Here is a 26568-nt window from a genome sequence, read left to right as displayed (position 1 = left end):
CCGATTCCCGGGCCTCCCGGAGGATGAGCCACCGGCTCCGGGCGTACTCCCCTGGGTGGAGAAACGGCCCCGGGACTTGGGGGTTTCCCTGATGCGCGGCCCCGGAGGAGCCGGGAGGTCGGGCCGGGCCCGGCGCGGGCCCCTCCGCAAGGGGGAAAGCCCGGCCCGGTGCGGGCGGGCGCGGCCCTGACGGGTGACTTCCCTCACGTCCGCCGGCCCGACGCCCGCCACGGCCACCGTCCCACCCCCTGCCCGGCTTGCCACGACTTCGTCCGTACGCCTGATCTGGCCGCGGCGCGCCCCGCTCCCGGCACGCTCGCTCCCGCCGATCCAATCCCCCTTGTGCGCCGACCGGTTGGGGGCGCGCGCGAACCCCGCGGAGTGGACCGGGCACGCTCCGGGCGCCCTTCGCCTTCCGCGTACGGCACTGACAATCGATCCGCCCGTGAGGGCGCGGCCTATGAGCGCACCGGGGCGGGTGTACGTAAGCTGTGGCACGTCGAAACGGACGGTCGGCCAGGGGCCGGCCGGGCAAGCGGGGTGGGGCCTCCCCACCGTGAGATATGGGGTGGGGCCTCCCCACCGTAGGCAGGGGACGGACAATGGCGATGATGCGGCTCCGGCGCGAGGATCCGCGTGTCGTCGGCTCGTTCCGAATCCACCGGCGGCTCGGCGCGGGCGGGATGGGCGTCGTCTATCTGGGCTCCGACCGGCGTGGCCAGCGCGTCGCGCTGAAGGTGATCCGGCCGGATCTCGCGGAGGACCAGGAGTTCAGATCCCGTTTCGCGCGCGAGGTGTCGGCCGCGCGGCGCATCCGCGGTGGCTGTACGGCCCGGCTGGTGGCCGCCGATCTGGAGGCCGAAAGGCCCTGGTTCGCGACCCAGTACGTGCCCGGGCCCTCCCTCCACGACAAGGTCGCCGAGGAGGGCGTGCTCCGGGCCGCCGAGGTGGCGGCGATCGGTGCCGCGCTGTCCGAGGGGCTGGTCGCGGTGCACGAGGCCGGTGTGGTCCACCGGGACCTGAAGCCGTCGAACATCCTCCTCTCGCCCAAGGGCCCCCGCATCATCGACTTCGGCATCGCCTGGGCAACCGGCGCGAGCACCCTCACTCATGTGGGTACGGCGGTGGGCTCCCCCGGTTTCCTCGCGCCCGAGCAGGTGCGCGGGGTCGCGGTCACCCCGGCGACGGACGTCTTCGCGCTGGGCGCGACCCTGGCGTACGCGGCGACCGCGGACTCCCCCTTCGGGCACGGCGGTTCGGAGGTCATGCTGTACCGGGTGGTGCACGAGGAACCGCATCTCCACGGCGTACCGGACGCGCTGGCTCCGCTGTTGCGGGCCTGTCTGGCGAAGGACCCCGAGGAGCGTCCCAGCACCCTGCAGCTCTCGATGCGGCTGAAGGAGATCGCCGCGCGCGAGGCGCAGGGGCTGTCCGAGGCCAGACCGCCCGCCCAGCGGGACCGGGTCGAGGCCGACCGGCCGACGTCGCGCTATCCGGAGCGCCAGGAGCGTACCGAGCGGATGGACCGCCCCTCGCGGAGCGGACGTACGGACCGGGCGGAGCGAACCGAGCGCGCCGAGCGGGCGGAACGCGCCGACCGCCGTACGGCCGGCGGCTCCGGCCCCCGTTCTCAGCCCTCGCGCACCGGGTCCTCGCGCCCGCAGCCCTCGCGCGGCTCCTCCCGTACGAACGGACGCCAGGGCACCCGGCCGGGTGTCCGTACGACGTCGACCGGACGGCGGCCCGCCAACCCGAGGCTCCTGCGGCAGCGCATCATCGTCTTCGTCGTGGTGACCCTGATCGTGGCGCTGGGCATCGCCGCGGCCCAGCAGCTGTAGCGCGCCCCTCTCCGCCCGTCCGCTCCCCCTTCGGGCGCCCGTTCTCCAACCACCCTTCCGCCGACGGGCGTTGTGCTCCCTCTGCCGCTTCCCGGGACCTCGGCTTGACGTACACGGCGACGGCGGTAAGTGTATGTTGCACAAAGATCGGCTGCGGTGAAGGAAGCGCTGGGAAACCCATGGGGCGAAGCAAGATCCAGGACGAGGGGGAGGTCATCCGGTGGTTCGGGGAGGGCAGAACGTACGCCTGGATGGTCGAGGAGTACCGGCGCAAGTACAACATCGAGACGGTTCCGTCGATGTGGGGCAACTTCCGCCAGCGCAGGGGGCTGGACCGCCGTATCACGCGTGATGACGACCTCATCCCCTGGTTCGTGAAGGAGGAGCACCGCTGGCTGTATCCGCTGGCGATGCTGCGGGTCGAGGCCAGGCGGCGCGATGGCCGGACGCTCACGGAGAACGACCGGTCGCGGCTGACCTCGTGGCAGGAGATGCTCACGGCGCAGAACGCGGTCGTCCACTACGACCCCGACACCGAAGAGGGCTTCTTCTACGTGCCGCGCCGGAAGGACGACGTCGACCTCATCCGCCGGCCGGAGCGGAAGACCACGCCCCGGCGCAGGGCCGACTGAAGGGGCGGGCCCGGCCGGGCGGCGCCGGGCCTCCGGAGTCGGGTCGGTTCACGGCCCGGCGTGCCGTGTGCTCCGGCTCCCTCAGGTCGTGCCGGGCACATCGGGCAGGTGGTGGACACCGGCGGTACGGGAGCCGCCGGGCGTGCGAGGGCTCGCCGGACGCGCGGTTTCAGCGCTCCGGTACCGGCTCCGGTGCCGGATGCCCGTGCTCGGGGCACGCTCGCGGCTTCGGGCCGGACGTGTGCGTTCAGGGGCGGGTGGCGTAGAACGCGACGGCGGACGCGGCGGCGACGTTCAGGGAGTCCACTCCGGCCGCCATCGGAATGCGGACCCATTCGTCGGCCGCCCGCAGCGCGTCCGTGGACAGCCCCTCGCCCTCGGTGCCGAGCATGAGGGCCAGCTTCTCGATCCGGCGGGCGGCCAGTTCGTCGACGCTGATCGAGTTCTCGGCGAGGCAGAGCGCCGCAGTGGTGAAGCCGTGCTGCCGGAACAGTTCCGCGTCCTTGGGCCAGGACTCCAGCCGCGTCCACGGCACGGAGAAGACCGCGCCCATCGAGACCTTGACCGATCTCCGGTACAGCGGGTCGGCGCAGCGCGGGGTGAGAAAGACGGCGTCGATCCCGAGGGCGGCGGCGTTCCTGAAGGCCGCCCCCAGGTTGGCGTGGTCGACGATGTCCTCGAAGATCACGACGCGGCGGCCCGCGCGGTGCGTGAGCAGCTCTCCCGCGGTCGGCAGCGGCTTGCGCTGCATGGAGGCGAGGGCTCCGCGGTGTACGTGGTAGCCGGTGACGCGCTCGGCGAGTTCGGGGCTCACCGCGTACACCGGCGCGGGGATCTCGTCGATGACGTCCTTCATGACGTCGACCCACTTCGCGGAGAGCAGCATGGACCGCATCTCGTAACCGGCGTCCCGGGCCCGCCTGATGACCTTCTCGCCCTCGGCGATGAACAGCCCCTCGGCGGGTTCCCGCTTGCGGCGCAGCTCGACGTCGGTCAGACCGGTGTAGTCGCTCAGACGGGGGTCGTCGGGGTCTTCGACAGTGATGAGATCAGCCACAGGGTGATACTGCCTCCTCCCGGGTGTGGTGCCAACGCCTGGGCAGAGGTCGGCTACTCATGGTCACGCCGTCCGACGGCGACGACATCGCCGATGACGATGACGGCCGGGGGGCGTACCTCCTCGGCGATGACCGTGTCGGCGACGGTCGCGAGGGTCGCGTCGACTCGGCGCTGGGCCGCCGTGGTGCCCTCCTGGATCAGGGCCACGGGGGTGCCGGGGCCGCGGCCGTTGGCCATCAGCGTCCGGGCGATGGCGCCGATCTTGTCGACGCCCATCAGGACGACGAGGGTCCCGCGGAGGCGTCCGAGCGCCGGCCAGTCGACGAGCGACCGTTCGTCGTCCGGGGCGACATGCCCGCTGACCACCGTGAACTCATGGGCCACGCCGCGGTGGGTGACCGGGATACCGGCCGCGCCCGGCACGCTGATGGAGCTGGAGACACCGGGGACGACCGTGCACGGGATGCCCGCGTCGGCGAGGGCCTCGGCCTCCTCCATGCCCCGGCCGAAGACGAACGGGTCGCCGCCCTTGAGCCGTACGACCGCCTTGCCCGCCTTGGCGTGCTCGATCAGGGCGTTGTTGATGGCCTCCTGTGCCATGTACCGGCCGTACGGGATCTTCGCGGCGTCGATCACCTCGACGTGCGGAGGGAGTTCGTCGAGCAGGTCGCGCGGGCCGAGCCGGTCGGCGATCACGACGTCCGCCTCGGCGAGCAGCCGCCGTCCGCGGACGGTGATCAGGTCGGGATCACCGGGGCCGCCGCCGACGAGGGCGACGCCGGGTGTTCTCGTACGGTGGTGGGGCGCCGCGATCGTGCCGTCGCGCAGGCCCTCGACGATCGCGTCCCGCACGGCGGCGGAGCGGCGGGGGTCCCTGCCGTGTACATCGGTCGTCATGACGGCGACCGTCACCCCCTCGGAGCGGCCGGTCGCCGGGGTCCACGCGGTGGCCGCGTCGGCGTCGTCGGAGCGTACGCACCAGGTGCGGGTGCGCTCGGCCTCGGCGGAGGCGCGAGCGTTGGCCTCGGCGTCGGAGGTGGCGATGAGGACGTACCAGGCGTCGGCGAGGTCGCCCTCCGCGTACGGGCGCCGCTCCCAGCGGATCTCGCCCGCGGTGGCCATGGCCTCGACCGAGGGGGTCGCTGCAGGGGAGACGAGCACGATGTCCGCACCTGCGGCGATGAGCGCGGGCAGCCGGCGCTGGGCGACCTGACCCCCGCCGATGACGACGACCCGCCGCCCGGAGAGCCTGAGCCCCACGGGGTAGGCGGGGTGCGGGTGCGGTGGCTCGGCCATGGTGGTGCGACTCCTTCGGGGTACGGATCCGGGTCCCGGTGCGTGCGGTCCTGTCCGCGGTGTGCGGTGCGGCGGGCTCCGGTGGCGCTGAAGCGGCTGGTGGGGCGGTGTCCCGGCCACTTTACGGGGCGGGGCCATGGATCCGGCCGCACCCCTGTGCGCCTGTCCGTCCTCCGGCACCGGACCGTCGGGGACCGGCTGCCCGGTGCGTGCCCATGCCGGGCGGCGGCACCTCCGCGCGCAGGTCCGTCCTCACAACGCCGGGCGGGCTGGAGAACCGCGCACCGGCTCGTTCTCCGCGGGCCGGGCCGGGGCGGCGAGGGTGCCGCGCGGTCCGGGCACGGGCGGTGGCCGCCCCGGACGCGGGCCGGGGCGGCGGACGGTCGCTACTTCTCCGTGACGCCCGCGGAGTCGAACGTCGCGACCTCGTGCATCGCCCTCGCCGCGCTCTGCACCACCGGCAGCGCCAGCAGCGCGCCCGTGCCCTCGCCCAGGCGGAGGTCGAGGTCGACCAGCGGGCGGAGGCCGAGCTTGTTCAGGGCGGCCACATGGCCGGGCTCGGCACTGCGGTGGCCCGCGATGCACGCGGCGAGGGCCTCGGGAGCGATCGCGCGGGCGACCAGGGCGGCGGCGCCCGCGGAGACACCGTCGAGGACGACCGGTGTACGCAGGGACGCGCCGCCGAGGATGAAGCCGACGAGCGCCGCGTGCTCCAGCCCGCCGACCGCCGCGAGGACTCCGACGGGGTCGGCGGGATCGGGCGCGTGGAGTTCGAGGGCGCGGCGGACGACGTCGACCTTGCGGGCGTGCATCTCGTCGTTGATGCCGGTGCCGCGACCGGTGACCTCGGCCGGGTCGCTGCCGGTGTACACGCAGATCAGCGCGGCCGAGACCGTCGTATTGGCGATGCCCATCTCACCGGTGAGCAGCGCCTTGTTGCCCGCCGCCACCAGATCGCGCGCGGTCTCGATACCGACCTCGATCGCGGCGAGCGCCTCCTCGCGGGTCAGCGCGGGGCCGGTGGTGAAGTCGGCGGTACCGGGCCGGATCTTGCGCGGCAGCAGTCCGGGCGTGGCGGGCAGATCGGACGCGACACCGACATCGATGACGCAGACCTCCGCGCCGACCTGATTGGCGAACGCGTTGCAGACGGCTCCCCCGCCGAGGAAGTTGGCGACCATCTGGCCGGTGACCTCCTGGGGCCAGGCCGTGACTCCCTGCGCGTGGACCCCGTGGTCGCCCGCGAAGACCGCGACCGCCGCGGGCTCGGGGATCGGCGGCGGACACATCCGGGAGAGCCCGCTGAGCTGCGCGGAGATGATCTCCAGCATGCCCAGGGCGCCCGCGGGCTTGGTCATCCGCTTCTGCCGCTCCCACGCCTCGCCGAGCGCCTTCGCGTCGAGCGGGCGGATATTGGTGACGGTCTCCTGGAGCAGGTCGTGCGGGTCCTCGCCGGGCAGGGCGCGGCGGCCGTAGGTCTCCTCGTGGACGACCCAGGACAGCGGACGGCGCTTGGACCAGCCGGACTGCATCAGCTCGGGGTCCTCGGGGAACTCGTCGACGTATCCGACGCAGAGGTACGCCACGACCTCCAGGTGCTCCGGCAGCCCCAGGGCCCGGACCATCTCGCGTTCGTCGAAGAAGCTCACCCAGCCGACGCCGAGGCCCTCGGCGCGCGCGGCGAGCCAGAGGTTCTCGACGGCGAGCGCCGAGGAGTAGGGGGCCATCTGCGGCTGGGTGTGGCGGCCGAGGGTGTGCCGGCCGCCGCGCGTCGGGTCGGCGGTGACGACGATGTTGACCGGGGTTTCGAGGATCGCCTCGATCTTCAGTTCCTTGAACTGCTTGGCCCGGCCCTTCGGCAGCGACTTGGCGTACGCGTCCCGCTGACGCTCCGCCAGTTCGTGCATGGTGCGCCGGGTCTCGGCTGACCGGATGACGACGAAGTCCCAGGGCTGCGAATGGCCGACGCTGGGCGCGGTGTGCGCGGCCTCCAGGACGCGCAGCAGCACCTCGTGCGGGATGGGGTCGTCGCGGAAGCCGTTGCGGATGTCGCGGCGCTCGCGCATCACGCGCAGAACGGCTTCGCGCTCGGCGTCGTCGAAGCCGGGAGCGGGCGGTCCGGACTCGGCGGCGATCGGCTCGAATTCCGACTCGGGCTCGGGGGCCGGTTCCGGCGCGGGTACGGGCAGGGGGATCGGCTCGGCCTTCTCCGCGGCCTCGGCCGGTTCAGCGGCCTCAACGGCTGCCTCGCCTTCGGCGGCTGCCGCGACTTCGGCGACCTCGGCGACTTCGGTCGGCTGAACGGGCGCTGCCCCGGAGGCCGCAGCTTCGGCTTCGGCGGGCTCACCGGCCTGCGGGGGCCCGGCCTCGGCAACGACAGCGGGCTCCGGCGCGGCAGCCAGCTCCGGCGCGGCAGCCAGCTCCGGCGCGGCAGCGGGCTCCGGTTCGGCAGCGGCGACGCCCTCCGCCTGCTGTGCCGGTTCGGCATCCTGCGCGGGCGCCGACTCCGGTACGGACTCGTCCTGCTGTACGGAACCGTTCCCGGCGGGCTCTACGGGAACGGCCGCCGCCTCCTCGTCGGGCGCGGGCGCTTCCGCCTGCGGCGGGGCGGGCTCCTCCGCCTGCTGCGCGGGCGTGGCCTCATCCTCGGTCCGAGCCTCGGGGTGGACCTCGGCCTGGACCTCGGGTCCGGGGGCGGGCGCCTCCTCGGGCGCGGCCGTCCCGACCGCGTCCGGGATCTCCTCCGGGGCCTGCTCCTGCGCGGGTTCGCCGGTCACCGGCGCTTCCTGCGCGGGCTCGGCCGCGGGGCCGGGCTCGGGTGCGGCGACCGCCGCGGGTTCGGCAGCGGGCAGCGGCTCGGCAACCGGCTCCGCCACCTGCTGCAAGCCGGGCGCCTCCTCGGCGGCCGGGGTGGCGGACGCCGCCTCCGGAACGTCCGTTTCCTCCGGCGCGGGGACAGCGGCCTCCGGAGGCCGGGCGTCCCAAGGGGCCCCCGCCTGGGGCGGGATCTGCACGGGCTGCGGGCCGGACTGCGCGGGCGCGGTCTCCTCCTGCGGAACGTCCAGGTATTCGGGCTCCGCCGTGGCCGGACCGGGGTTGTTCTGCACCGTCAGGGGGTGCGGGGGCACACCGGCGGGGCCGCGGTCGGCGAGCGAGCGCACCACACCGCCCGAGGTGTCGGGCAGCGGCGGTCCCATGTGCAGCGGACGCCGGGACGGCGGCGGCGTCGGGGTCGCGGTGGTGGCCACGGCGGGGGCGGGTGCCTGTGCGGGGGCCGGCTGTTCGGCCGCGGAAACCCCGGGCGCGGTCTGCGGGGCTCCCTCGCCGGGATCTCCACCGGTCCGCTGACCGTCGGCGGCCGGATCGGCGACGGCCTGCTCCGGAACCGGCTGCTCGGCGACCGGCTGCTCAGGGAGGGGCTGTGCGGCGCCCTGTCCGGGAACGAGCGGCTCGGCGACCGGCTCGACCTGCTGCTCGCCTGGGTGCTGCTCGGCGGCGGCGGGCTCCGCCACCGGCTGTATCACCGGTACGGGAGTGGCATGCTCCGGCGTCCCGGGCTCGGGAGCGCCCAGATCGGTGGGGGCGGCCAGCTCGGGCGCGACCACCACGTCCGTGGCACCGACGAGTTCCTGTCCGCCGTGCTCCGAACCCATGCCCGCGTCCTGCGCTCCGCCGAGGTCCGGGGAACCGAGATCGGTCGGCGCCGTCAGCTCGGGCCCCGAGGGCAGTCGTACCTGAAGCAGTTCGGAGAGCTCGGCCTGCTGCTGGGGCTCCGGGTGCTGCTGAACGCCCGGGTGCTGCGCGGGAACGACGGATCCGGCCGGCTGCGCCTGTGCCTGCGCGACGGCGGCGGGCGGGGCGCCGACAACGGCCAAGTGCTCGGGGGCGACCGCCACCTGCGTCTGCACCGCACCGCCCTGCTGCCCCGGATGGCCGTGGTGCTGCCCCACGTGCAAGGGCCGGGGCGCGACGGCCGGCTGGACCGGTGGTGGCGCCGCGGCCTGCGGATCGCTCCAGGCGCCCTGCGCCCCCGGCATCAGCAGCAGGTCGTCCTCTTCGGCCGGGTGCTCGGAGGGGCCCAGGAAGGTGTAAGCGTCGGAACCGGGCGCGCCCGGTTGCTGCTCCACCACGCCTGCGTTCTCCGGCAGCCCCTCGCCCGGGATCTGACCGGTGTCAGTCATGCGTACCCCTCGCCCCATCGCTGGTGATCCTTCGCCCATCGCCCGGACGCCCGATCGCGGCACGTCCGACGCCCGTCAACAAGAACGAGCGCGTGTGCCACGCGGCACGACGGCCCACGGACTCCCAAGCATTCTCGCGGCCGATCGCGGCCCTGGCAGGGAGATCCGCCACGGTCCGCTGTGGGCTGCGCCACGTTGCGCGCCCCCCGGTTACGACGTACCACATACCGGAGTCAAAGCGACACTCGTTTTCCGGGTTTCCCGGACATCGGCGAACGAAGCGCTACACATCCAGGTGCGGTACAACGGTCGGTCAGCCTACCTCGCGCCTCTGACAGCGGGGGTCACGGGGCGGTGCGTTCCGGCTGCCTGCCGGAGCACAGGAAGACGACGGAGCGCTCCCGCTCCGACCATCCCGCGGGGTCCAGTTCCACGGACTGGAGCAGGGCGCACTCGACCGTGTAGCCGCCGGCCGAGAGGGCGGCGCAGACCGCCTCGGCCTCGTCGCGGGACGAGGCGTGGGTGACGATGCGTTCGGGCCGCCGGTCGGCGCAGGCGGTGACGACGGGGGCGCCGCCGCCCCCGATGCGTACGACATCGGGTTCGGGCAGGCGTTCCAGTACCTGCGGAGCACGGCCGTTGACGACCTGCACCTGAACACCCGCGCCACGGGCGGCCGCGTCGGTGCGGGCGCAGGCTCCCGGGTCCGCGTCCACGGCGATCACGGCCGCGCCGAAACGCGCGGCCTCGGCGGCGAGCGCCCCTCCGCCGGAGCCGATGTCCCAGACCAGATCGCCGACGCGCGGCCCGAGGCGGGCGAGTTGGGCGGCGCGCAGTGAGGGGGACTCGCCCTCGCCGGGCTGCTCGGCGCCGTATCCGCCCGGCGGGCCGTACGAGGCGGCGGGCAGTGCCCATCCCCGCACCGGGGAGGGGTATCCGGCCTCGCGGCCCGCGATCCAGCCGCCGCCGCGCACGGCGTGGGTGCCGGTGCCGCCGATGACGATCACGACGTTGGGGTCGCGCCAGGCGTGGTCGGCGGCCTTGTCGGAGGTGAGGACGGTGACCTGTTCGCGGTCGGTGCCCAGCTCCTCGCAGATGACGAAGGTGCGGTGGACGCCTTCGAGGAGCAGGGCCAGTTCGGCGGGGCCCGCCCCCGGGGAGGTGAGGACGGCGACCTTGGGGTGCGCCCGGCAGACATTGACGGCGCGGCGGAGCGTACGGGGGTGGGCGACGACGATCTGGGCGTCGTCCCACGGCATCGAGGCCCGCGCGAACGCGGCGGCGACGGAGGAGACCGCGGGGACGACCTCGACCTCCAGGCCGTGTTCCGGGGCGCGCAGGGTGCGGACGACTCCGAAGAAGCCGGGGTCGCCGTCGGCGAGTACGACGGCGCTGCCGCGGTGTCCGGCGATCCTGCGGGCGGCGAGGTCGACGCTGCCGAGGCGGATCCGCTCGGCGCGCCCCGGCACTTCGGGGAGGGCGAGATGGTGCGGCGCCCCGGCCACGAGGGTGGCGGCGGAGAGGGCGGACCTCGCTGCCGCGGTGAGAGGCGAACCGTCCCAGCCGATCACCGTGACGCGGTCGGCCATGGTCGTCAGTCTCCCTGATGTTGTCGCAGGTGGGGGCGGCTTGCGGAGTGCGCGGGAAGGCCGAGACTACCTGGAGTAGGCACTCACTGAATCAGGTCGGGGCGGGGCATGCCACCGGATCGTCCGGTTCCGGCGGGTCCGGCCGGTTCCAGGCGCTCCCGGGAGGTCCGGAGAAGACGGAGAAGCAGAGAAGACGGAGGAAACAGCGAAGGCTGCGGAGGGGTCGTCCGAGGGCCGGGCCGGTGGATCTCACCCGCGGCGGAGAAGCGGTCCCGTCAGCGGTACGACAGTGGTACGGCGGCGGTGTTGTGGCGGCACGGCCGGTGCGCCGGGAGGCGTCAGTTCCAGTCGGTGAAGGAGGCGTAGCCGGACTCCGCCGGTTCGTCCGCGAGCCCCTCCAGATCCTCGGGCAGCAGGCTCCAGACGATGAGGTCGGTGCGGGTGTCGGCCCAGCCGCCGTCGTCCGTGCGGGTACGCACCGTCCAGGCGCTGCGCAGGACACCTTCGCTGATGCAGCCCATTTTCTGGGCGACCTGCTGGGCCGCGGTGTTGTCGGCGGCCGTGCGCAGTTCCAGCCGTTCGAACTTCTGGTCGCGGAAGAGCCATTGGGCGACGGCCAGCACGGATTCGGTGGCGTATCCCTCTCCGCGCGCCCAGGGGGCGGTGACGTAGGTGGCCTCGGTGGCGCGCGTGCGCCAGTTGGTGTTGCGCAGACAGACGGCCCCGACGAGCCGCTGGGTGAGGAATTCGGTCACGGCCAGGGCGATCCCCCGGCCCTCCGTGCGCTGTGAGGGAGCGATTCTGCGCACCCACTCCTCCGCGTCGGCGGTGGTGTACGGGTGGGGTTCCGACGTCCAGGCGATGACGGCTTCGTCGTTCATCATCTCGGTGTACGCGGGGATGTCGGCCTCCTCGAAGGGGCGCAGCACCAATCGCTCCGTACTGATGGACACGTCCGGAAAGGTGGTCGTCATGCGCCGCTCCGTAACCAGGGGCCTGCGGGAACCAGGAACCAGGGGCTCCGCCGAAAAGCCCAGCATGCAGCATTGTCCGGCCGAACCACACCACAGGGTGCCGCACGTGTGGTGCGGCACGAAAGGGACGGGCCCCGCACACCCCCCGAAGGAGTGCGGGGCCCGCCGGCCGGGAAATGTCAGAACGCGGGGACGACGGCGCCGTCGTACTTGTCCTCGATGAACTTCTTCACCTCGGGCGAGGTGAGCAGCTTCACGAGCTTCACGACCCGCGGGTCCTTCTCGTTGCCCTCCTTGACGGCCAGGAAGTTGCCGTACGGGTTGTTCTGGGCGGACTCCAGGACGAGCGCGTCCTTCTTGGGGCTGAGCTTGGCCTCGACGGCGTAGTTGCCGTTGATGACGGCGGCGTCGACGTCGTCGAGCGCGCGCGGCACCTGGGCGGCTTCCAGCTCCTTGAACTGGATCTTCTTGGGGTTCGCCGCGATGTCCTTGGGGGTCGCCTCGTTGCCCGCGCCGGGCTTCAGCTCGATGAGGCCGTTCGCCTCCAGGAGCTTGAGGGCGCGTGCCTCGTTGGTGGTGTCGTTGGGCAGGGCGACGGTGGCGCCGTCCTTGAGGTCGGTGATCTTCCCGGCCTTGTTGGAGTAGAGGCCGAGCGGCTCCAGGTGGACCGTGCCGACGGGGACGATCGTCGTCTTGTTCTTCTTGTTGAAGTCGTCGAGGTACGGCTTGTGCTGGAAGAAGTTGGCACCCACCTCACCGCTCTGGGTCGCCGTGTTGGGCGTCACGTACTCGGTGAACTCCTTGACCTCCAGCTCAAGACCCTCCTTCTCCGCCAGGTTGTCCTTGATGTAGCCGAGGATCTCGGCGTGCGGGACGGGGGTGGCGGCGACGACGAGCGGTCCGTCGGAGCCGGACTTGGCGTCCGATCCGCTGTCGCCGCCGCAGGCGGAGAGTCCGAGGGTGAGGGCTCCGACGGCCAGGACAGCGGTGGTGATCTTGGTGGTGTTACGCACGAAAAGTGCCTTTCTCCATGGGTGGTGCGGGTGGTACGGACCCGGGTGGGGTCGCACGTGGGCGAGACCTCGGGACGGACTGGGGTCTCGGGTATCGGGTATCGGGTATCGGGTCCCTGATACGGCTCAGGGGTGTGGCCGGGAGACGGCCGTCAGGGGGTCTTGACGGGCTCCGGGCCGGCATCGGCGGTGGCCGCCGACGCGGCCAGGGGGACGGGGTCGGCCCGGAGGAAACGCAGGCGCGGCGCGGAGCCGCCGCGTCCCCTCCGGTGCAGACCGCGGGCCGCGTAGTCACCGGCGAACTGGATGACCGAGATGACCACGGCGAGCACGCCGACCGTGACCCACATCAGTCCGGTCTCGAAGCGCTGGTAGCCGTAGCGGATGGCGATGTCGCCGAGCCCGCCGGCGCCGACCGTGCCCGCCATGGCCGAGTAGCCGATCAGCGCGACGACGGTCGTGGTGGCGCTGGAGATCAGCGACGGCAGCGACTCGGGCACCAGGACCTTGCGTACGACGGTCCAGGTGCTGCCGCCCATCGACTGCACGGCCTCGACGAGCCCGTGGTCGACCTCCCGTACGGCGGTCTCCACCAGCCGGGCGAAGAACGGGATCGCGCCGATCGCGAGCGGCACGATCGCGCCCTCGCGGCCGATGGTGGTGCCGGTGACCGCCTTGGTGAAGGGCATCAGGGCGACCATGAGGATGATGAACGGCATCGAGCGCGTGACATTGACGATCTGGCCGATCACCTTGTTCGCGAACGTGTTGCCCAGCAGGCCGCCCCGGTCGGTCAGGACGAGGACGATGCCCAGCGGCAGCCCGGCGACGACCGCGATGACGGTGGACCAGCCGACCATGTAGAACGTGTCCCAGCACGCCTGCTCCAGCAGGGGCCACATCTCGGACCAGGTCACTTGGCACCTTCCTTCACCGGGTTCGGGCCCGTGGTCCCGGCGGCACGGGGTCCCGCGGATCCGGTGGCACCGGGCTCCTCGGGAGCGATGTCGACCTGGAGTCCCTGTTCGCGCAGGAAGCCGATGGGGACGACGTTCTCCTCGAAGCGTCCGGGCAGTTCGATGCGCATCCGGCCGACCTGCCTGCCGCCGACGGTGTCCATCGCGGCACCCAGGATCGAGATGTCGACGTTGTACGTGCGCGAGAGCTGCGAGATCACCGGCCGGGTGGCCGCGTCGCCGTGGAACGTGACGTCCACGACCGTGCGGTCGGCGCCGGAGGCGGTGCCGCTGACCGGGAAGAGCGCTGCGGCCAGTTCGGAGCCCGGGGTGGCGAGCAGTTCGCCCACCGTGCCGGACTCGACGATCCGGCCGTTCTCCATCAGGGCGGCCGAGTCGCAGACGGTCTTGACGACGTCCATCTCGTGGGTGATCAGCAGCACGGTGAGCCCGAGCCTGCGGTTGAGGTCGCGCAGCAGCTGGAGGATCGAGCGGGTGGTCTCGGGGTCGAGCGCGCTGGTCGCCTCGTCCGAGAGGAGGACCTTGGGGTCCCCGGCGAGGGCGCGGGCGATGCCGACGCGCTGCTTCTGTCCGCCGGAGAGCTGTCCGGGATAGGACCTGGCCTTGTCGGAGAGGCCGACCAGGTCGAGGAGTTCACGGGCCTTGCGGGCGCGCTCCCGTCCGGAGAGGCCGAGGATCTCCAGGGGGAGTTCGACATTGTCCTGGACCGAGCGGGAGGACAGCAGATTGAAGTGCTGGAAGACCATGCCGATGCGGCTGCGTGCCTCGCGCAGCCGCCGGCCGGCGCGCGGTCCGGCGCCGGCGAGTGCGGTGAGGTCCTGCCCGGCCACGGTCACGGTGCCGGAGGTGGGGCGTTCGAGGAGGTTGACACAGCGGATGAGGGAGGACTTGCCGGCGCCGCTCTGGCCGATGACGCCGTACACCTCACCCTCCCTGACGTGGAGGTCGACGCCGTCCACGGCGGTGACCTCGCGTCCTCGCGAGCGGTAGACCTTGGTCAGGCCCGATGTGGTGATCACTGGGGTTGTCCGTCACTGTCGAGTGCGCGGCGGCGGTTTCCTCGCCGGGCACGGGGCGTTCGTCTACGGGGCTTTTCAGGGCGTTTGTCGTCGAAACGTCGACACAGCGCGGTCTCGCTCGGGAGCGCCGCCGCGGCTCGGCGCCCAGGGGGCTCCGGCATGCGGGGAAGACGACTCGTGCGCGGGGGCAGCGGCGGTCCGGGTCAGCCGGCCCGGGGTCCGCCCGGTCTCACTTCGGGGCGCGAGGCAACGTCGGGGGCCCTCAGAAGGCGCACATTCGACACAGACAACGAGCACCGGGCGTGGTGATCGCCCCGGTCGCAAGGGTGCGGCTGCTCGTCGTGGTCATGGCGGTAAGTAAAGCAGATGGCCCGAGCAGCCGAATCGGGCAGTCCGCATAGCGGACAGCGGCGAGACGGCAACCGGATTCAGGCTTTCCGGTTTCCCTGTGTCCGCTCCCTCGGCTCTGACCTGCGGAGATGAGGCGAGGCACCGGTCGTATGCCCCGGCGACGACCACTGCGGGAGCGGGATGCGCTGTGGTCAAGGCCACGATCCCGGACCGTGCGGCCGCCGTGCCGCGCTCCCGGACCGGCCCGCGCGGTGCCCGGGAGCGCCCGGGCCGCTCGCACCGCGCCCCCGGGACCGTAATACTCTCGGGACCATGCTCGACGCCCTGACGGTCGCGGTGGCCGTGACCGCGCTCGCTCTCGCCGCCTGGTGCGGTTTTGCCGCCTACCGGAATCAGCCCACCAAGGACTGGCACTTCATCGGCATGGCGGTGGTCTCGGTGCTGGCGCTGGCGCAGCTGGTCATCGGGATCGCGCAGCTCGCGCGGGGAGAGAAGGCGGATCAGGGCTCGACGATCTTCATCGCCTATCTGATCGGATCGTTCGCCGCGGTGCCGGCGGCCGGTTTTCTGTCGCTGGGTGAGCGGACCCGCTGGGGTTCGGCCACGGTCTCGGCCGGCGCGGTCGTGCTCGCGGTACTCGAAGTACGGCTCTACGACATCTGGGGAGGCTGACGATGGCCGGGCCCGTCACCACCGGGAGCACAGGCACCAGCGGGAGCACGGGGCGGGACACCAGGCTGGTCCGGGGGCCCGGACTGCTGCTGGTCTGGCTGTACGGGGTGATGTCGGTCGGCGCGGTCTCGCGCTCGGTCTTCCACATCCTCACCGACTTCGACAGCGCCCCGCTCGCGCACGGGCTCTCCGCCGTCGCGGCCGTGGTGTACGCGTTCATCACGTACACGCTCGTACGCGGCGGGGAGAAGGCCCGCAGGGCGGCGCTGGTGTGCTGCGCCGCCGAGCTCGCCGGCGTGCTGATCGTCGGCACCTGGACGGTGGTGGACCCGTCCGCCTTCCCCGACAGCACGGTCTGGTCCGGGTACGGCATGGGGTACGTCTTCATCCCGGTGCTGCTGCCGGTCACCGGAATGCTGTGGCTGCGCCGCTCGCGCGCGGAGCTGCCGGCCGCGACCGCCTGAGCCCGCCGCGACCGCCGGACTCCGCTCCGCCTTCCGGTCAGGCGCTCGCCGCGTACGCCCGCGCCTCGGCCTCCTTCTCCAGGGTGACGAGGGTGTGCCTCGGGCCGAGCTCCTCACGCGCGACCGGGACATAGCCCCGGCTGCGGTAGAGCCGGAGGTTGCCCTCGCTGCGGTGACCGGTGAAGAGCTGGAAGCGGCGGGCGGAGGGCTCCGCGGCGAAGTGGGCCTCGATCGCGTCGAGCAGCCGGCCGCCGAGACCGTGGCGCTGCATGCGCGGATGCACGATCAGCTTGGCGATCCGCGCGGTGCCGTCCTCGTCGACCGTGCCCCGCACGGACGCGATCACCTCGTCACCGAGCCGGGCCACCAGGGCGTGGCCGCGGCCGATCTCGGCCCGCAGATCGTCGAGCGACTGGGTGAGGGGCTCGATGGCGTAGTCGCCGTATAGCTCCGCCTCGCTCTGGTAGCACAGATACTGGAGCTTGAGGATCTGCTCCGCGTCCTGTGCTCTCGCCGCTGAGATGGTCACGCTCATGCCCATGTGCGCACGCCTCCCGCTCACCTGTCCACGCCGGTTGTCTATCGCTCCATTCCCCGAGGGGCGGGAGCCGCAACCTCTGCCGTGAGCATTCTGCGCAGGCATCCCAGGCAACGGGAACGCATGGGCCCCAGACTTCCTTGTGAGATTCCCAACTCTCCTGCGATTTCGCGGTAGGTGGGGTCTTTCGGGGACAACATCGCAGCCAGAAGCCGTGGGCAGGCTCCCGGGGTACGGGCGACGGCGGCCCGTACCGTACGGCGTCGTTCCGCCCGGAGCACGGCGGGTTCGGGGCCGCCCGCCGGATCGGACGGCGGCTCGGGGCTGCCGAGCGGGTGCTCGCGGGCGGCCGTGCGGCGGGCGCGCCGGGCCTCGGCCCGTACGGCCGCGCGCACCCAGCGTGCGGTGTCGGACGGCGGCCCCGATCCGCCGAGCCGTTCGAACAGTCGCACCCAGACCGCCTGTTCCAGATCGCCCGCGTCCATCGCCGCGCCGGGTGCCTCGGCCATCGCCTCCGCCGTCACCAGCGGGCGCAGGGCGCCGACCAGGTCCATGTCCCCGCCCGGGTGCGTGCCCGCCGTGGGGGCTGTGCGTCGGGCGGGAGCGGCGGGGGCCGTACGGTGGGCGGGCTCTGCGAGGTGCGTCATGCAGGGCGGGACGTGTCCTCGCGCGGCGGCGGTTGCCGTACTGCGGCTCCGTCACCCGTACGGGCGCACGCGCCGCCGCAGGCGCCCGCCCGGCGGCCCGTCGGCGGCCGGGCGGGCGCCGGTGAAGGGGAAGCGGCGGCCGGTGGCCTGCTCAGCGGCCGAAGTCGGCGGCGGCCAGCAGGCCGGTGTCGGGGTGGTCGGTGAAGATGCCGTCGATGCCGGTCTCGAAGTACCGCCGGAAGGCGCCGAAGACATCACCGTACGCGTTCGGGTCGACGCCGGGCGCGCCGTCGCGGGCGCGCCGGAAGTCGGCCGGCAGGAAGGTGTTCTCGTTGCGCATCGTGTAGGGATGGAGGATCAGCCCCTGCCGGTGGGCGTCGCGCACCAGGGTCGTCGGCGCCCCGAGCCGTCCGTCCGGCCCTCGGGGAATGATCAGCTCCAGCGTGGGGCCGATGCCCTGGGCGTACGACGCGATCCACGTCAGGCCCTCCGGCGCGATCAGATCGGCCACCGTGCGCGGGTCGCCCGCCTCCTGGAGGTCGAAGGGCCGGGTGCGCGCCCCGGAGAGCAGGACGACCCGCGGCGACGACACCAGCCGGGCCATGCGCTGCATGCTGCTCGGCTCGAACGACTGCAGGAAGACGGCCGAGTCGCGGCGGTCGCGGCCGTACCGCCGCAGCAGCTTCGCCAGCGGCTCCTCCAGGCCGAGGCCGAGCCGGCGAAAGTAGGTGGGGTGTTTGGTCTCGACATGGAGCCAGACGGGACGGCCCCGGCGGCGGCCCTCCTTCCGGGCCCAGCGCAGCACCTCCTCGAAAGAGGGGATCGTCCAGCGCCCGTCGTAGAGGGTGTTGTCGGGGCGGGTGCCGGGGATGCGTTCCTTCGCGCGGAGCGTTTTCAGTTCGGCGAGTGTGAAGTCCTCGGTGAACCACCCGGTGATGTCGGTGCCGTCGACCTTCTTCGTCGTCCTGCGGGAGGCGAACTCCGGGTGGTCGGCGACGTCCGTGGTCGCCGTGATGTCGTTCTCGTGACGGCAGACGAGATGACCGTCCCCGGTCGGCACCAGATCCTGCTCGACGACATGCGCGCCCATGTCGAGAGCGAGCTGGTAGGCGCCGATGGTGTGCTCGGGCCGGTAGCCGCTGGCGCCCCGGTGGGCGATCACCGTGGGATGGGGCAGCTCCCGGTACGAGCCGCCCCGCTCCCCGTCGTGACGGTCGTCCGCCGCGGCCGGGGCGGCTCCCGCGAGGGTGCCGCCGGCGCCGATCACGGCTGTGGAGAGCATCGCCGCTCCGAGTACCGTGCGCCGTCCGGGGCTTGGTTCCGTGCCCTGTGTCATCGGGGTTCCTCCACGTGAAATTCCTTGTGATGTCCGGCACCTGTCAGGTGACACCGACGCTAGGGAGGGATGCCCTCAGCGGGGAAGAGACGGGGGAAACGGCGTACGAACACCTGTCGACACGGTCTTGATGCCGTGTGAACCCGATGTGCGGCAACGCCCGAGCCGCGAGTATCGTCCTCACCTGCACAGACCTCACCGCATCTGGTCGCCGTCGGAGGCCCCGTTGTCCCGCTTGTCGCTCATCAAGGCCGTTCTAGGACCGATCCTGCGCCTGATGTTCCGTCCTCGGGTGGAGGGCGTCGAGAACATTCCGGGCTCGGGTGCCGTCATTCTCGCCGGGAACCATCTGACCTTCATCGACTCGATGATCCTTCCGCTGGTGTGCTCGCGGCCGGTCTACTTCATCGGCAAGGACGAGTATGTGACGGGCAAGGGCCTCAAGGGCCGGCTGATGGCGTGGTTCTTCACGGGTGTCGGCATGATCCCGGTGGACCGCGACGGCGCCAACGGCGGGGTGGCCGCGCTGATGACGGGCCGGCGGGTGCTGGAGGAGGGGCGGATCTTCGGCATCTACCCCGAGGGCACGCGCTCCCCCGACGGGCGGCTGTACCGCGGGCGGACCGGTATCGCCCGGCTCACCCTGATGACCGGGGCGCCGGTCGTGCCGTTCGCCGTCATCGGCACGGACAAGCTCCAGCCGGGTGGTACGGGTCTGCCGCGGCCGGGACGGGTGACGATCCGCTTCGGCGAGCCGCTGGAGTTCTCGCGGTACGAGGGCATGGACCGGGACCGGTACGTGCTGCGGGCGGTGACGGACTCGGTGATGGCGGAGGTGATGGCGCTGTCGGGGCAGGAGTACGTCGACATGTACGCCACGAAGGTGAAGGAGGCGGCCTGAGCTTGCGGGGTCGGCCGCGGCGTCTTGGGGCCCGGGCCGCCCGGGTGCCGTTTCCGGCTCCGGGGTTTCCGGCTCCGGGGTTTCCGGCTCCCGTGGCCGGGCGGCCCCCCGTGGCGGGGACGCCTTCCCGTGGCCGGGCGGCCCCGTGGCGGGGACGCCTTGCCGGGGCTCCGCCCCGGGCCCGGCTCCTCAAACGCCGGAGGGGCTGGAGCTGCTCACCCTCGCCAGGAGAGTGCCTGAGGGCCCGGGCACAAGGAGCCTGTAGCGGTGCCACCCCCTCTCGGGGCTCCGCCCCGAACCCCGCTCCTCAAACGCCGGAGGGGCTGGATTGTCGCTCCCCCAGCACCCACTCAGCCGGTTCGGATGGCCGCCCAGTACCGCTCAAGCCCATCCGGCGATGGAGGACAGGCCCGAGGCCCGGGAAACCAGCCCGTCCGGCGATTGGGGACAGACTCGCGGCACAACACCCACCGCCCGGCAAGGTCGGCCACCCCGACCGGCACAACCCAGCCCGTCCGGCGATTGAGGACAGACCCGGGGCGCGCGGGAAGGGCGCGGGGCCGGGGCCCCGCCGGGGTGGGCGGTCCGGTAGGGGTCAGGCGTGGTCGGGGGAGGACTCCAGGCGCTGGCCCCGCAGCAGGAACCACGCCGCGATCGCCGTCGCGAAGAGCACCGCGGAGCCCACCGCGCCCGCGACGTGGAAGCCGTCCGCGAAGGCGTCCCGCGCCGAGGCCAGCAGTGCCGCTCCCTGTTCCTGGGGCAGCGCGTGCGCCGCCTCCGCCGCGCCGCCGAGGGAGTCACGGGCCGCGTCCGCCGCACCCGCGGGAACGTCCTCGGGAACCGTGAAGCCCCGGTAGACGCCCGTCACGATCGAGCCGAGCAGCGCGATCCCGAGTGCCGCGCCCAGTTCGTACGCCGTCTCGGAGACGGCCGACGCCGCACCCGCCTGTTCCTTGGGAACACTGGAGAGAATGACGTCCGCGGTCACCGTGAAGGCGAGCCCCGCGCCGAGACCGCCGATGAACAGCGCGAGGCCCAGCGCCAGGACTCCCGTGTCCTCGGTCAGCAGCGTGCACGCCGCGAGGGCGACACCGACCGCGAGCAGGCCGAAGGAGACCGTGCCGCGCACGGACCACCGCCGGGCGAGCAGCCCGGCCAGCAGACCCGCGCCCACCGCGCCGATCGCCGCGGGCAGCTCGATCAGGCCCGCTTCCAGGGGCGACCGCCCCTGGACGAGCTGGAGGAACTGCGAGAGGAAGAAGACCAGCCCGGAGAGTCCGAGAATGGTCAGCAGATCCGCGAGCACCGCGCCGGAGAAGCCCCGGTTGTGGAAGAGCCGTACGTCCAGCAGGGGCGAGGGCAGCGTCAGCTGGCGCCGTACGAACCAGATCAGCGCGCCGATCCCGGCGACCGCCGCCGCGGACGAGCCCGTGCCGATCCCGTGGACCGCCATCTCCTTGACCGCGTAGACGACGGAGACCATGCCGATCAGTGAGAGACCGACGCTGAGGAGGTCCCACGGGCCCGGGTTCGGGTTGCGCGACTCGGGCAGCAGCTTGATGCCGATGACGACGAGGACCGCCATCACGGGCAGATTGATCAGGAAGACCGAGCCCCACCAGAAGTGCTCCAGCAGGAAGCCGCCGACGACGGGCCCGACCGCCGCGCCCGCGGAGGCCGCCGCGCCCCAGATGCCGACGGCGATGCTGCGCTCCTTGGGGTCGTGGAAGATGTTGCGGATCAGGGCGAGCGTGGACGGCATGAGGGTCGCGCCCGCGACGCCGAGCAGCGCCCGTGCGACGATCATCATCTCGGGGCTGGTGGCGTACGCGTTGAGCACGGAGACCGCGCCGAACGCGACCGCACCCGTCAGCAGCAGCTTCTTGCGGCCGATACGGTCACCGAGGCTGCCCATCGAGATCAGCAGACCCGCGATGACGAACGAGTACACGTCGCCGATCCACAGCAGCTGGGTGCCGCTCGGCTTGAGGTCCTCGCTCAGATAGGGTGTGGCCAGGCCGAGGACCGTGGCGTCGACCGCGACGAGGAGCACGGCCAGCACGAGGGCGGCCAGCGCGAGCCACCGGCCCGGTGCGCGGACGGTCTCCTTCGTCAGCTGGGCGGTCCCGGTCATTTCTCCACGCTCCGTCGTGTGACGCCGCCGAGCAGCAGCTCGGCGATCATGTACTGGTAGTCCTGGGCGGCGACCCGGCCGGACTGCACGCTCCAGGCGCCCGAGCTGATGAGCCCGTACAGGGCCTCGGTGATCCAGGCGGCCGTCAGGTCGATTCGGAAGACGCCCTGCTCCTGACCGCGCTGGACGAGCGCGGAGACCCTGTCGTCGATCCTGGCCCAGCCCTCGTTGATCTCCGCGCCCTCGAAGAGCTGGTTCTCGGTGATGAGGAAGGCGAGCAGTCCGGCGCAGGGCTCGGACTCGGCGATGAGCCGGCGCAGGGCGTCGGACGCGCTGCCCTCGTCGAGCCGGGCGGCCGCTATCGCCGCCTCGAACTCGCGGAGCCCGAAGTCCTCCAGCGCCCGCACCAGGGAGTCCCGCCCGGCGAAGTGCCGGTGCAGGGTGGCCCGGCCGATACCCGCGGCCCTGGCGACCTCGTCCATGGTCGCGGTGGCCTTTCGGGAGAGAAGGGCGCCGGCGGCCCGCAGAACCTGCTCACGATCGACTGACATGAGACAACCATAGCCTATATGAGACATCAATGTCTCACGAGATACCGCACCGGCTCACCGACGGCTGGAGAACGCCCTCGGAAGGGACCTCGGAGCGGACCGCCGGAAACCTCGGAGTGAACCCCGGGAAGGGAAGAATGTGCCGATGAAGCCGCTGCTGCTGATCGATGTCGACGGACCGCTGAATCCGTACGGCGCACGGCCCGAGCGCAGGCCGCAGGGCTGTGTGACCTACCGCATGCGCCCCGCCGGCTGGACGGACCGCAGACCGCTGCGGGTCTGGCTCAATCCGGCGCACGGCCGGGAGCTGCTGGCGCTCGCCGACCGCTACGAGCTGGTGTGGGCGACGACCTGGGAGGCGGAGGCGAACATCTGGATCGGTCCTCCGCTGGGACTGCCGGAGCTGCCGTACATCGCCTGGCCGGCGGTGCGCGGCGCGGCGCCGCGGGGCACGTTCTGGAAGACGCGGCACATCCTGCGGTACGCGGCCGGGCGGCCGTTCGCCTGGGTCGACGACGAGATCGCGGAGCCGGACCGCGAGTTCGTGGACCGGGAACACCTCTCCGCCGCCCTGCTCCTGCGCGTCGACCCCCGGATCGGGCTGACCCGGCCGGACTTCGACGCGCTCGCGGAGTGGGCGGCGGCGCTGTAGGACCCGCGTGGACCCGTTACCGCTTGGCGGTGGCCCAGGCGTGCTGGACGGCCAGGTCGGCCTTCACCTCGGCCAGCTGGACGGCCACCGCCGAGGGGGCGGTCCCGCCGCGCCCGTTGCGGGAGGCGAGGGCGCCCGGCACATTGAGGACCGTACGGACCTCCGGGGTCAGATGCCCGGAGATCTTGGCGAACTGCTCGTCGGTGAGCTGGTCCAGCTCGATCCCGTGCGCCTCGCACTCCTTGACGCACTCGCCGGCGACCTCGTGCGCCACCCGGAACGGCACACCCTGCTTGACCAGCCACTCCGCGATGTCCGTCGCCAGCGAGAAGCCCGCCGGGGCCAGCTCCTCCATGCGCTCCCGGTTCACGGTGAGCGTGGCCATCATCCCGGTGAACGCGGGCAGCAGCACCTCAAGGGTGTCGCAGGAGTCGAAGACCGGCTCCTTGTCCTCCTGGAGATCGCGGTTGTACGCCAGGGGCAGCGCCTTCAGCGTGGCCATCAGGCCCGTGAGATTGCCGATGAGCCGGCCCGACTTGCCGCGCGCCAGCTCGGCGATGTCCGGGTTCTTCTTCTGGGGCATGATCGACGAGCCGGTGGAGAACGCGTCGTGGAGGGTCACGAAGGAGAACTCCTTCGTGTTCCAGATGATGACCTCCTCCGCGATGCGGGAGAGGTTCACCCCGGTCATCGCGGTGATGAACGCGAACTCCGCCACGAAGTCGCGCGAGGCCGTGCCGTCGATCGAGTTGCCCGCGGAACCGTGCTCGAAGCCGAGGTCGGCCGCGACCGCCTCCGGGTCGAGCCCGAGGGACGAGCCCGCGAGCGCGCCGGAGCCGTACGGCGAGACGGCGGTGCGCTCGTCCCACTGCCGCAGCCGCTCCGCGTCCCGGGACAGCGACTGCACATGCGCGAGGACATGGTGGGCGAAGAGCACGGGCTGCGCGTGCTGGAGATGCGTACGGCCCGGCATGGCGACGTCCGGGTGGGCCTCGGCGAGACCCACCAGCGCGTCCTGGAGCTCGGCGATCAGGCCGCCGATGATCCGGGCGTGGTCGCGCAGATACATCCGGAAGAGGGTGGCGACCTGGTCGTTGCGGGACCGGCCCGCGCGCAGCTTGCCCCCGAGGTCCGGGCCGAGGATCTCCAGCAGACCCCGCTCCAGCGCGGTGTGCACGTCCTCGTCGGCGACGGTGCCGGTGAAGGAACCGTCCGCCACCACCGCTTCGAGCCGGTCGAGCCCGGCGAGCATCCGGGTCAGCTCGTCCTCGGTGAGCAGGCCCGCCCGGTGGAGCACCCGGGCGTGGGCGCGGGATCCGGCGATGTCGTACGGCGCGAGCCGCCAGTCGAAGTGGACCGACGCGGAGAGTTTCGCCAGCGCCTCGGCCGGACCGTCGGCGAACCGGCCGCCCCAGAGCCGGACGTCACCGTTGTTGCTGCTCACAGCTCGAACTCCTCAGGAGGTGGATGTGCCGCGGCCTCCCCGGCGCGGAGGGACGGGGAGGCCGCTGTCGTACGCGTATCGCATCGGTCCGGCCGGACCGGGTGCGGCCCGGCCGGGTCGACGGGCCCGGTGAGGTCCCGTCGGGCGCGTCCGGGCTCCGCCGGAAGCGGGCCGGCTCAGCCGGCGAGGTCGCGCTTCGCCGCGATCTTCGACGAGAGACCGAAGATCTCGATGAAGCCCTGCGCCTTCGACTGGTCGAAGGTGTCGCCGGAGTCGTACGTCGCCAGGTTGAAGTCGTACAGCGACTCGTCGGACTTCCGGCCGGTGACGACGGCGCGGCCGCCGTGCAGGGTCATCCGGATGTCGCCGCTGACATGCTGGTTGGCCTCGTTGATGAAGCCGTCGAGAGCGCGCTTGAGCGGGGAGAACCACAGGCCGTCGTAGACCATCTCGCCCCAGCGCTGCTCGACCTGCCGCTTGTAGCGGGCCAGCTCGCGCTCGACCGTGACGTTCTCCAGCTCCTGGTGGGCGGTGATCAGCGCGATCGCGCCCGGGGCCTCGTACACCTCACGGGACTTGATGCCGACGAGCCGGTCCTCGACCATGTCGATCCGGCCGATGCCCTGACCGCCCGCGCGCTCGTTGAGCTGCTGGATCGCCTGGAGGACGGAGACGGGCTTGCCGTCGATGGCGACGGGCACGCCCTCCTTGAAGGAGATGACGACCTCGTCGGCCTCGCGCTGCTCGGCGGGGTTGGAGGTGTACTCGTAGATGTCCTCGATCGGCGCGTTCCAGATGTCCTCCAGGAAGCCGGTCTCGACGGCCCGCCCGAAGACGTTCTGGTCGATGGAGTACGGCGACTTCTTGGTGGTCGCGATCGGGAGCTGCTTCTCCTCGCAGAAGGCGATCGCCTTGTCCCGGGTCATCGCGTAGTCGCGGACGGGGGCGATGCACTTCAGGTCGGGGCCGAGGGCGGAGATTCCGGCTTCGAAGCGGACCTGGTCGTTGCCCTTGCCGGTGCAGCCGTGGGCGACGATGCCGGCGTTGTGCTTGCGGGCGGCGGCCACCAGGTGCTTGACGATGGTGGGCCGGGAGAGGGCGGAGACCAGCGGATAGCGGTCCATGTAGAGGGCGTTGGCCTTGATCGCCGGGAGGCAGTACTCGTCGGCGAACTCGTCCTTCGCGTCCGCGACCTCGGCCTCGACGGCACCGCAGGCGAGCGCGCGCTTGCGGATGACGTCCAGGTCCTCGCCGCCCTGGCCGACGTCCACGGCAACGGCGATGACCTCGGCGCCCGTCTCCTCGGCGATCCAGCCGATGGCGACGGAGGTGTCCAGACCGCCCGAGTAGGCGAGTACGACGCGCTCGGTCACGGGATTCTCCTTACGGTGCATTCGGTGATGGCATAAGTATGCATCACTCCGCATGTTTCGTCAACGTGAGCGCACCCAGCACGCGGAGCACGTCGGACGAGGAGTTCGCCGCGTACTGCGCGTACTGCGAGAAGAAGGAGCACGCCGGGTGGGCCCGGACGGCCTCCCGGCACTGCCGCGGCCGCTTCCGGCGCGCACGGACCGACCGGGGCGCGCGGGGTCTGTCAGGGGCTGATACGGGAACGGGCGGGGGGGGGGGGGGGGGGGGGGGGGGGGGGGGGGGGGGGGGGGGGGGGGGGGGGGGCGCCCCCCCCCCCCCCCCCCCCCCCCCCCCCCCCCCCCCCCCCCCCCCCCCCCCCCCCCCCCCCCCCCCCCGTTCGCGCTTCAGCGGTCGTTCTGTGCCAGCCGCAGCAGATGGTCGGCGAGGGCCTGGCCGCCCGTGGGGTCGCGGCTGATCAGCAGCAGGGTGTCGTCACCGGCGATGGTGCCGAGAATGTCGTGCAGTTCGGCCTGGTCGATGGCCGAGGCGAGGAACTGGGCCGCGCCCGGGGGCGTCCGCAGCACCACCAGATTGGCGGACGCCTCCGCGGAGATCAGCAGCTCACCGGAGAGACGGCGCATCCGCTCCTCCTTGGCGGACTCCCCGAGCGGAGCCTGGGGGGTCCGGAAGCCTCCCTCGCTGGGCACCGCGTAGATCAGCTCGCCGCCGGTGTTGCGGATCTTCACCGCGCCCAGCTCGTCGAGGTCCCGCGAGAGCGTGGCCTGGGTGACGCTCAGCCCGCTGTCGGCGAGCAGCCTGGCCAGCTGGCTCTGGGAGCGCACCGGCTTGCGGTTGAGGATGTCCACGATCCGCCGGTGGCGGGCCATCCGGGTCTGGGGGACGGCGGGCCCTCCGTGCTCGGTCTCCTGCGCCTCGGTCATCGTCGT

The 26568-nt window shown here is 72.4% G+C and carries 22 protein-coding genes; 6 read left to right on the top strand and 16 right to left on the bottom strand.

The genetic code is table 11. From position 1 onward, the window contains the following. Window positions 1-602: 602 nt before the first annotated feature. Complete coding sequence (locus ACFYT4_RS20105) at window positions 603-1838, top strand: protein kinase (protein WP_389270357.1); 1236 nt, start codon at window positions 603-605, stop codon at window positions 1836-1838. A gap of 179 nt (window positions 1839-2017) precedes the next feature. Next, on the top strand, window positions 2018-2470 hold the full coding sequence (locus tag ACFYT4_RS20100) for a hypothetical protein (RefSeq protein WP_389270354.1): 453 nt from the start codon (window positions 2018-2020) through the stop codon (window positions 2468-2470). Window positions 2471-2717: 247 nt separating this feature from the next. Here ACFYT4_RS20100 and ACFYT4_RS20095 read toward each other — a convergent pair whose 3' ends face one another. The 8 genes from ACFYT4_RS20095 to ACFYT4_RS20060 all read right to left on the bottom strand — a co-directional run bounded on the left by ACFYT4_RS20095 (window position 2718) and on the right by ACFYT4_RS20060 (window position 14578). After that, the gene (locus tag ACFYT4_RS20095) at window positions 2718-3527 is read right to left on the bottom strand and encodes a TrmH family RNA methyltransferase (protein ID WP_389270351.1); all 810 of its coding nucleotides are present in this window, start codon (window positions 3525-3527) and stop codon (window positions 2718-2720) included. A 53-nt stretch (window positions 3528-3580) separates the two neighbouring features. Then, window positions 3581-4825, bottom strand: a complete 1245-nt coding sequence (gene cobA, locus ACFYT4_RS20090; protein ID WP_389270348.1) for a uroporphyrinogen-III C-methyltransferase — start codon at window positions 4823-4825, stop codon at window positions 3581-3583. A gap of 386 nt (window positions 4826-5211) precedes the next feature. After that, window positions 5212-9006, bottom strand: coding sequence for a nicotinate-nucleotide--dimethylbenzimidazole phosphoribosyltransferase (cobT, locus tag ACFYT4_RS20085; RefSeq protein WP_389270345.1), 3795 nt, complete (start codon window positions 9004-9006; stop codon window positions 5212-5214). A 344-nt stretch (window positions 9007-9350) separates the two neighbouring features. Next, window positions 9351-10595: a precorrin-6y C5,15-methyltransferase (decarboxylating) subunit CbiE gene (cbiE, locus tag ACFYT4_RS20080; protein ID WP_389270342.1), complete on the bottom strand. Its 1245-nt coding sequence runs from the start codon at window positions 10593-10595 to the stop codon at window positions 9351-9353. A 338-nt stretch (window positions 10596-10933) separates the two neighbouring features. Beyond that, the gene (locus tag ACFYT4_RS20075) at window positions 10934-11569 is read right to left on the bottom strand and encodes a GNAT family N-acetyltransferase (protein ID WP_389270339.1); all 636 of its coding nucleotides are present in this window, start codon (window positions 11567-11569) and stop codon (window positions 10934-10936) included. A gap of 179 nt (window positions 11570-11748) precedes the next feature. After that, window positions 11749-12582, bottom strand: a complete 834-nt coding sequence (locus tag ACFYT4_RS20070; RefSeq protein WP_389270336.1) for a MetQ/NlpA family ABC transporter substrate-binding protein — start codon at window positions 12580-12582, stop codon at window positions 11749-11751. A 152-nt stretch (window positions 12583-12734) separates the two neighbouring features. Further along, window positions 12735-13499 carry a methionine ABC transporter permease gene (locus tag ACFYT4_RS20065; protein ID WP_389270333.1) on the bottom strand — a complete coding sequence of 255 codons (765 nt, stop codon included), beginning with the start codon at window positions 13497-13499 and terminating at the stop codon, window positions 12735-12737. Next, window positions 13496-14578, bottom strand: a complete 1083-nt coding sequence (locus ACFYT4_RS20060) for a methionine ABC transporter ATP-binding protein (RefSeq protein ID WP_389270330.1) — start codon at window positions 14576-14578, stop codon at window positions 13496-13498. Before ACFYT4_RS20060 ends, ACFYT4_RS20065 begins: the two co-directional genes overlap by 4 nt. Window positions 14579-15241: 663 nt before the next feature. Between ACFYT4_RS20060 and ACFYT4_RS20055 the strand changes: the two genes are divergently transcribed. Then, window positions 15242-15601, top strand: coding sequence for a hypothetical protein (locus ACFYT4_RS20055; protein WP_389270327.1), 360 nt, complete (start codon window positions 15242-15244; stop codon window positions 15599-15601). Window positions 15602-15603: 2 nt separating this feature from the next. Beyond that, window positions 15604-16065: a hypothetical protein gene (locus ACFYT4_RS20050; protein ID WP_389270324.1), complete on the top strand. Its 462-nt coding sequence runs from the start codon at window positions 15604-15606 to the stop codon at window positions 16063-16065. A 37-nt stretch (window positions 16066-16102) separates the two neighbouring features. Here ACFYT4_RS20050 and ACFYT4_RS20045 read toward each other — a convergent pair whose 3' ends face one another. The 3 genes from ACFYT4_RS20045 to ACFYT4_RS20035 form a co-directional block, all read right to left on the bottom strand. Next, window positions 16103-16627, bottom strand: coding sequence for a GNAT family N-acetyltransferase (locus tag ACFYT4_RS20045; protein ID WP_389270321.1), 525 nt, complete (start codon window positions 16625-16627; stop codon window positions 16103-16105). A gap of 17 nt (window positions 16628-16644) precedes the next feature. Next, window positions 16645-17157 (bottom strand): sigma-70 family RNA polymerase sigma factor, encoded by a 513-nt coding sequence (locus ACFYT4_RS20040; protein WP_389270510.1) that lies wholly within the window; start codon window positions 17155-17157, stop codon window positions 16645-16647. A 244-nt stretch (window positions 17158-17401) separates the two neighbouring features. Continuing rightward, window positions 17402-18586, bottom strand: coding sequence for a glycerophosphodiester phosphodiesterase (locus ACFYT4_RS20035; protein WP_389270318.1), 1185 nt, complete (start codon window positions 18584-18586; stop codon window positions 17402-17404). A gap of 235 nt (window positions 18587-18821) precedes the next feature. On the opposite strand from ACFYT4_RS20035, the gene ACFYT4_RS20030 reads away from it, so the two are divergent. Further along, window positions 18822-19487 carry a lysophospholipid acyltransferase family protein gene (locus ACFYT4_RS20030; protein WP_389270507.1) on the top strand — a complete coding sequence of 222 codons (666 nt, stop codon included), beginning with the start codon at window positions 18822-18824 and terminating at the stop codon, window positions 19485-19487. Window positions 19488-20082: 595 nt separating this feature from the next. On the opposite strand, the gene ACFYT4_RS20025 is transcribed toward ACFYT4_RS20030, so the two are convergent. Continuing rightward, entirely contained in the window at window positions 20083-21621 is a 1539-nt protein-coding gene (locus ACFYT4_RS20025; RefSeq protein ID WP_389270315.1) for an MFS transporter, read from the bottom strand. Further along, window positions 21618-22172, bottom strand: a complete 555-nt coding sequence (locus tag ACFYT4_RS20020; RefSeq protein WP_389270312.1) for a TetR/AcrR family transcriptional regulator — start codon at window positions 22170-22172, stop codon at window positions 21618-21620. The genes ACFYT4_RS20025 and ACFYT4_RS20020 overlap by 4 nt, the downstream gene beginning before the upstream one ends. 145 nt (window positions 22173-22317) lie before the next feature. Between ACFYT4_RS20020 and ACFYT4_RS20015 the strand changes: the two genes are divergently transcribed. Then, window positions 22318-22824: an HAD domain-containing protein gene (locus ACFYT4_RS20015; RefSeq protein WP_389270309.1), complete on the top strand. Its 507-nt coding sequence runs from the start codon at window positions 22318-22320 to the stop codon at window positions 22822-22824. A gap of 16 nt (window positions 22825-22840) precedes the next feature. Here the strand turns inward: ACFYT4_RS20015 and argH are convergent, their stop codons facing one another. The 3 genes from argH to ACFYT4_RS20000 form a co-directional block, all read right to left on the bottom strand. Then, window positions 22841-24268, bottom strand: a complete 1428-nt coding sequence (argH, locus tag ACFYT4_RS20010; RefSeq protein ID WP_389270306.1) for an argininosuccinate lyase — start codon at window positions 24266-24268, stop codon at window positions 22841-22843. 176 nt (window positions 24269-24444) lie between these two features. After that, the gene (locus tag ACFYT4_RS20005) at window positions 24445-25641 is read right to left on the bottom strand and encodes an argininosuccinate synthase (RefSeq protein ID WP_389270303.1); all 1197 of its coding nucleotides are present in this window, start codon (window positions 25639-25641) and stop codon (window positions 24445-24447) included. A 384-nt stretch (window positions 25642-26025) separates the two neighbouring features. Further along, on the bottom strand, window positions 26026-26562 hold the full coding sequence (locus ACFYT4_RS20000) for an arginine repressor (protein WP_389270300.1): 537 nt from the start codon (window positions 26560-26562) through the stop codon (window positions 26026-26028). Window positions 26563-26568 lie beyond the last annotated feature (6 nt).

Source organism: Streptomyces sp. NPDC004609 (genome assembly GCF_042873655.1).
In the GTDB taxonomy this organism is placed as follows: domain Bacteria; phylum Actinomycetota; class Actinomycetes; order Streptomycetales; family Streptomycetaceae; genus Streptomyces.
This window is presented reverse-complemented; position numbering and strand designations above follow the sequence as displayed.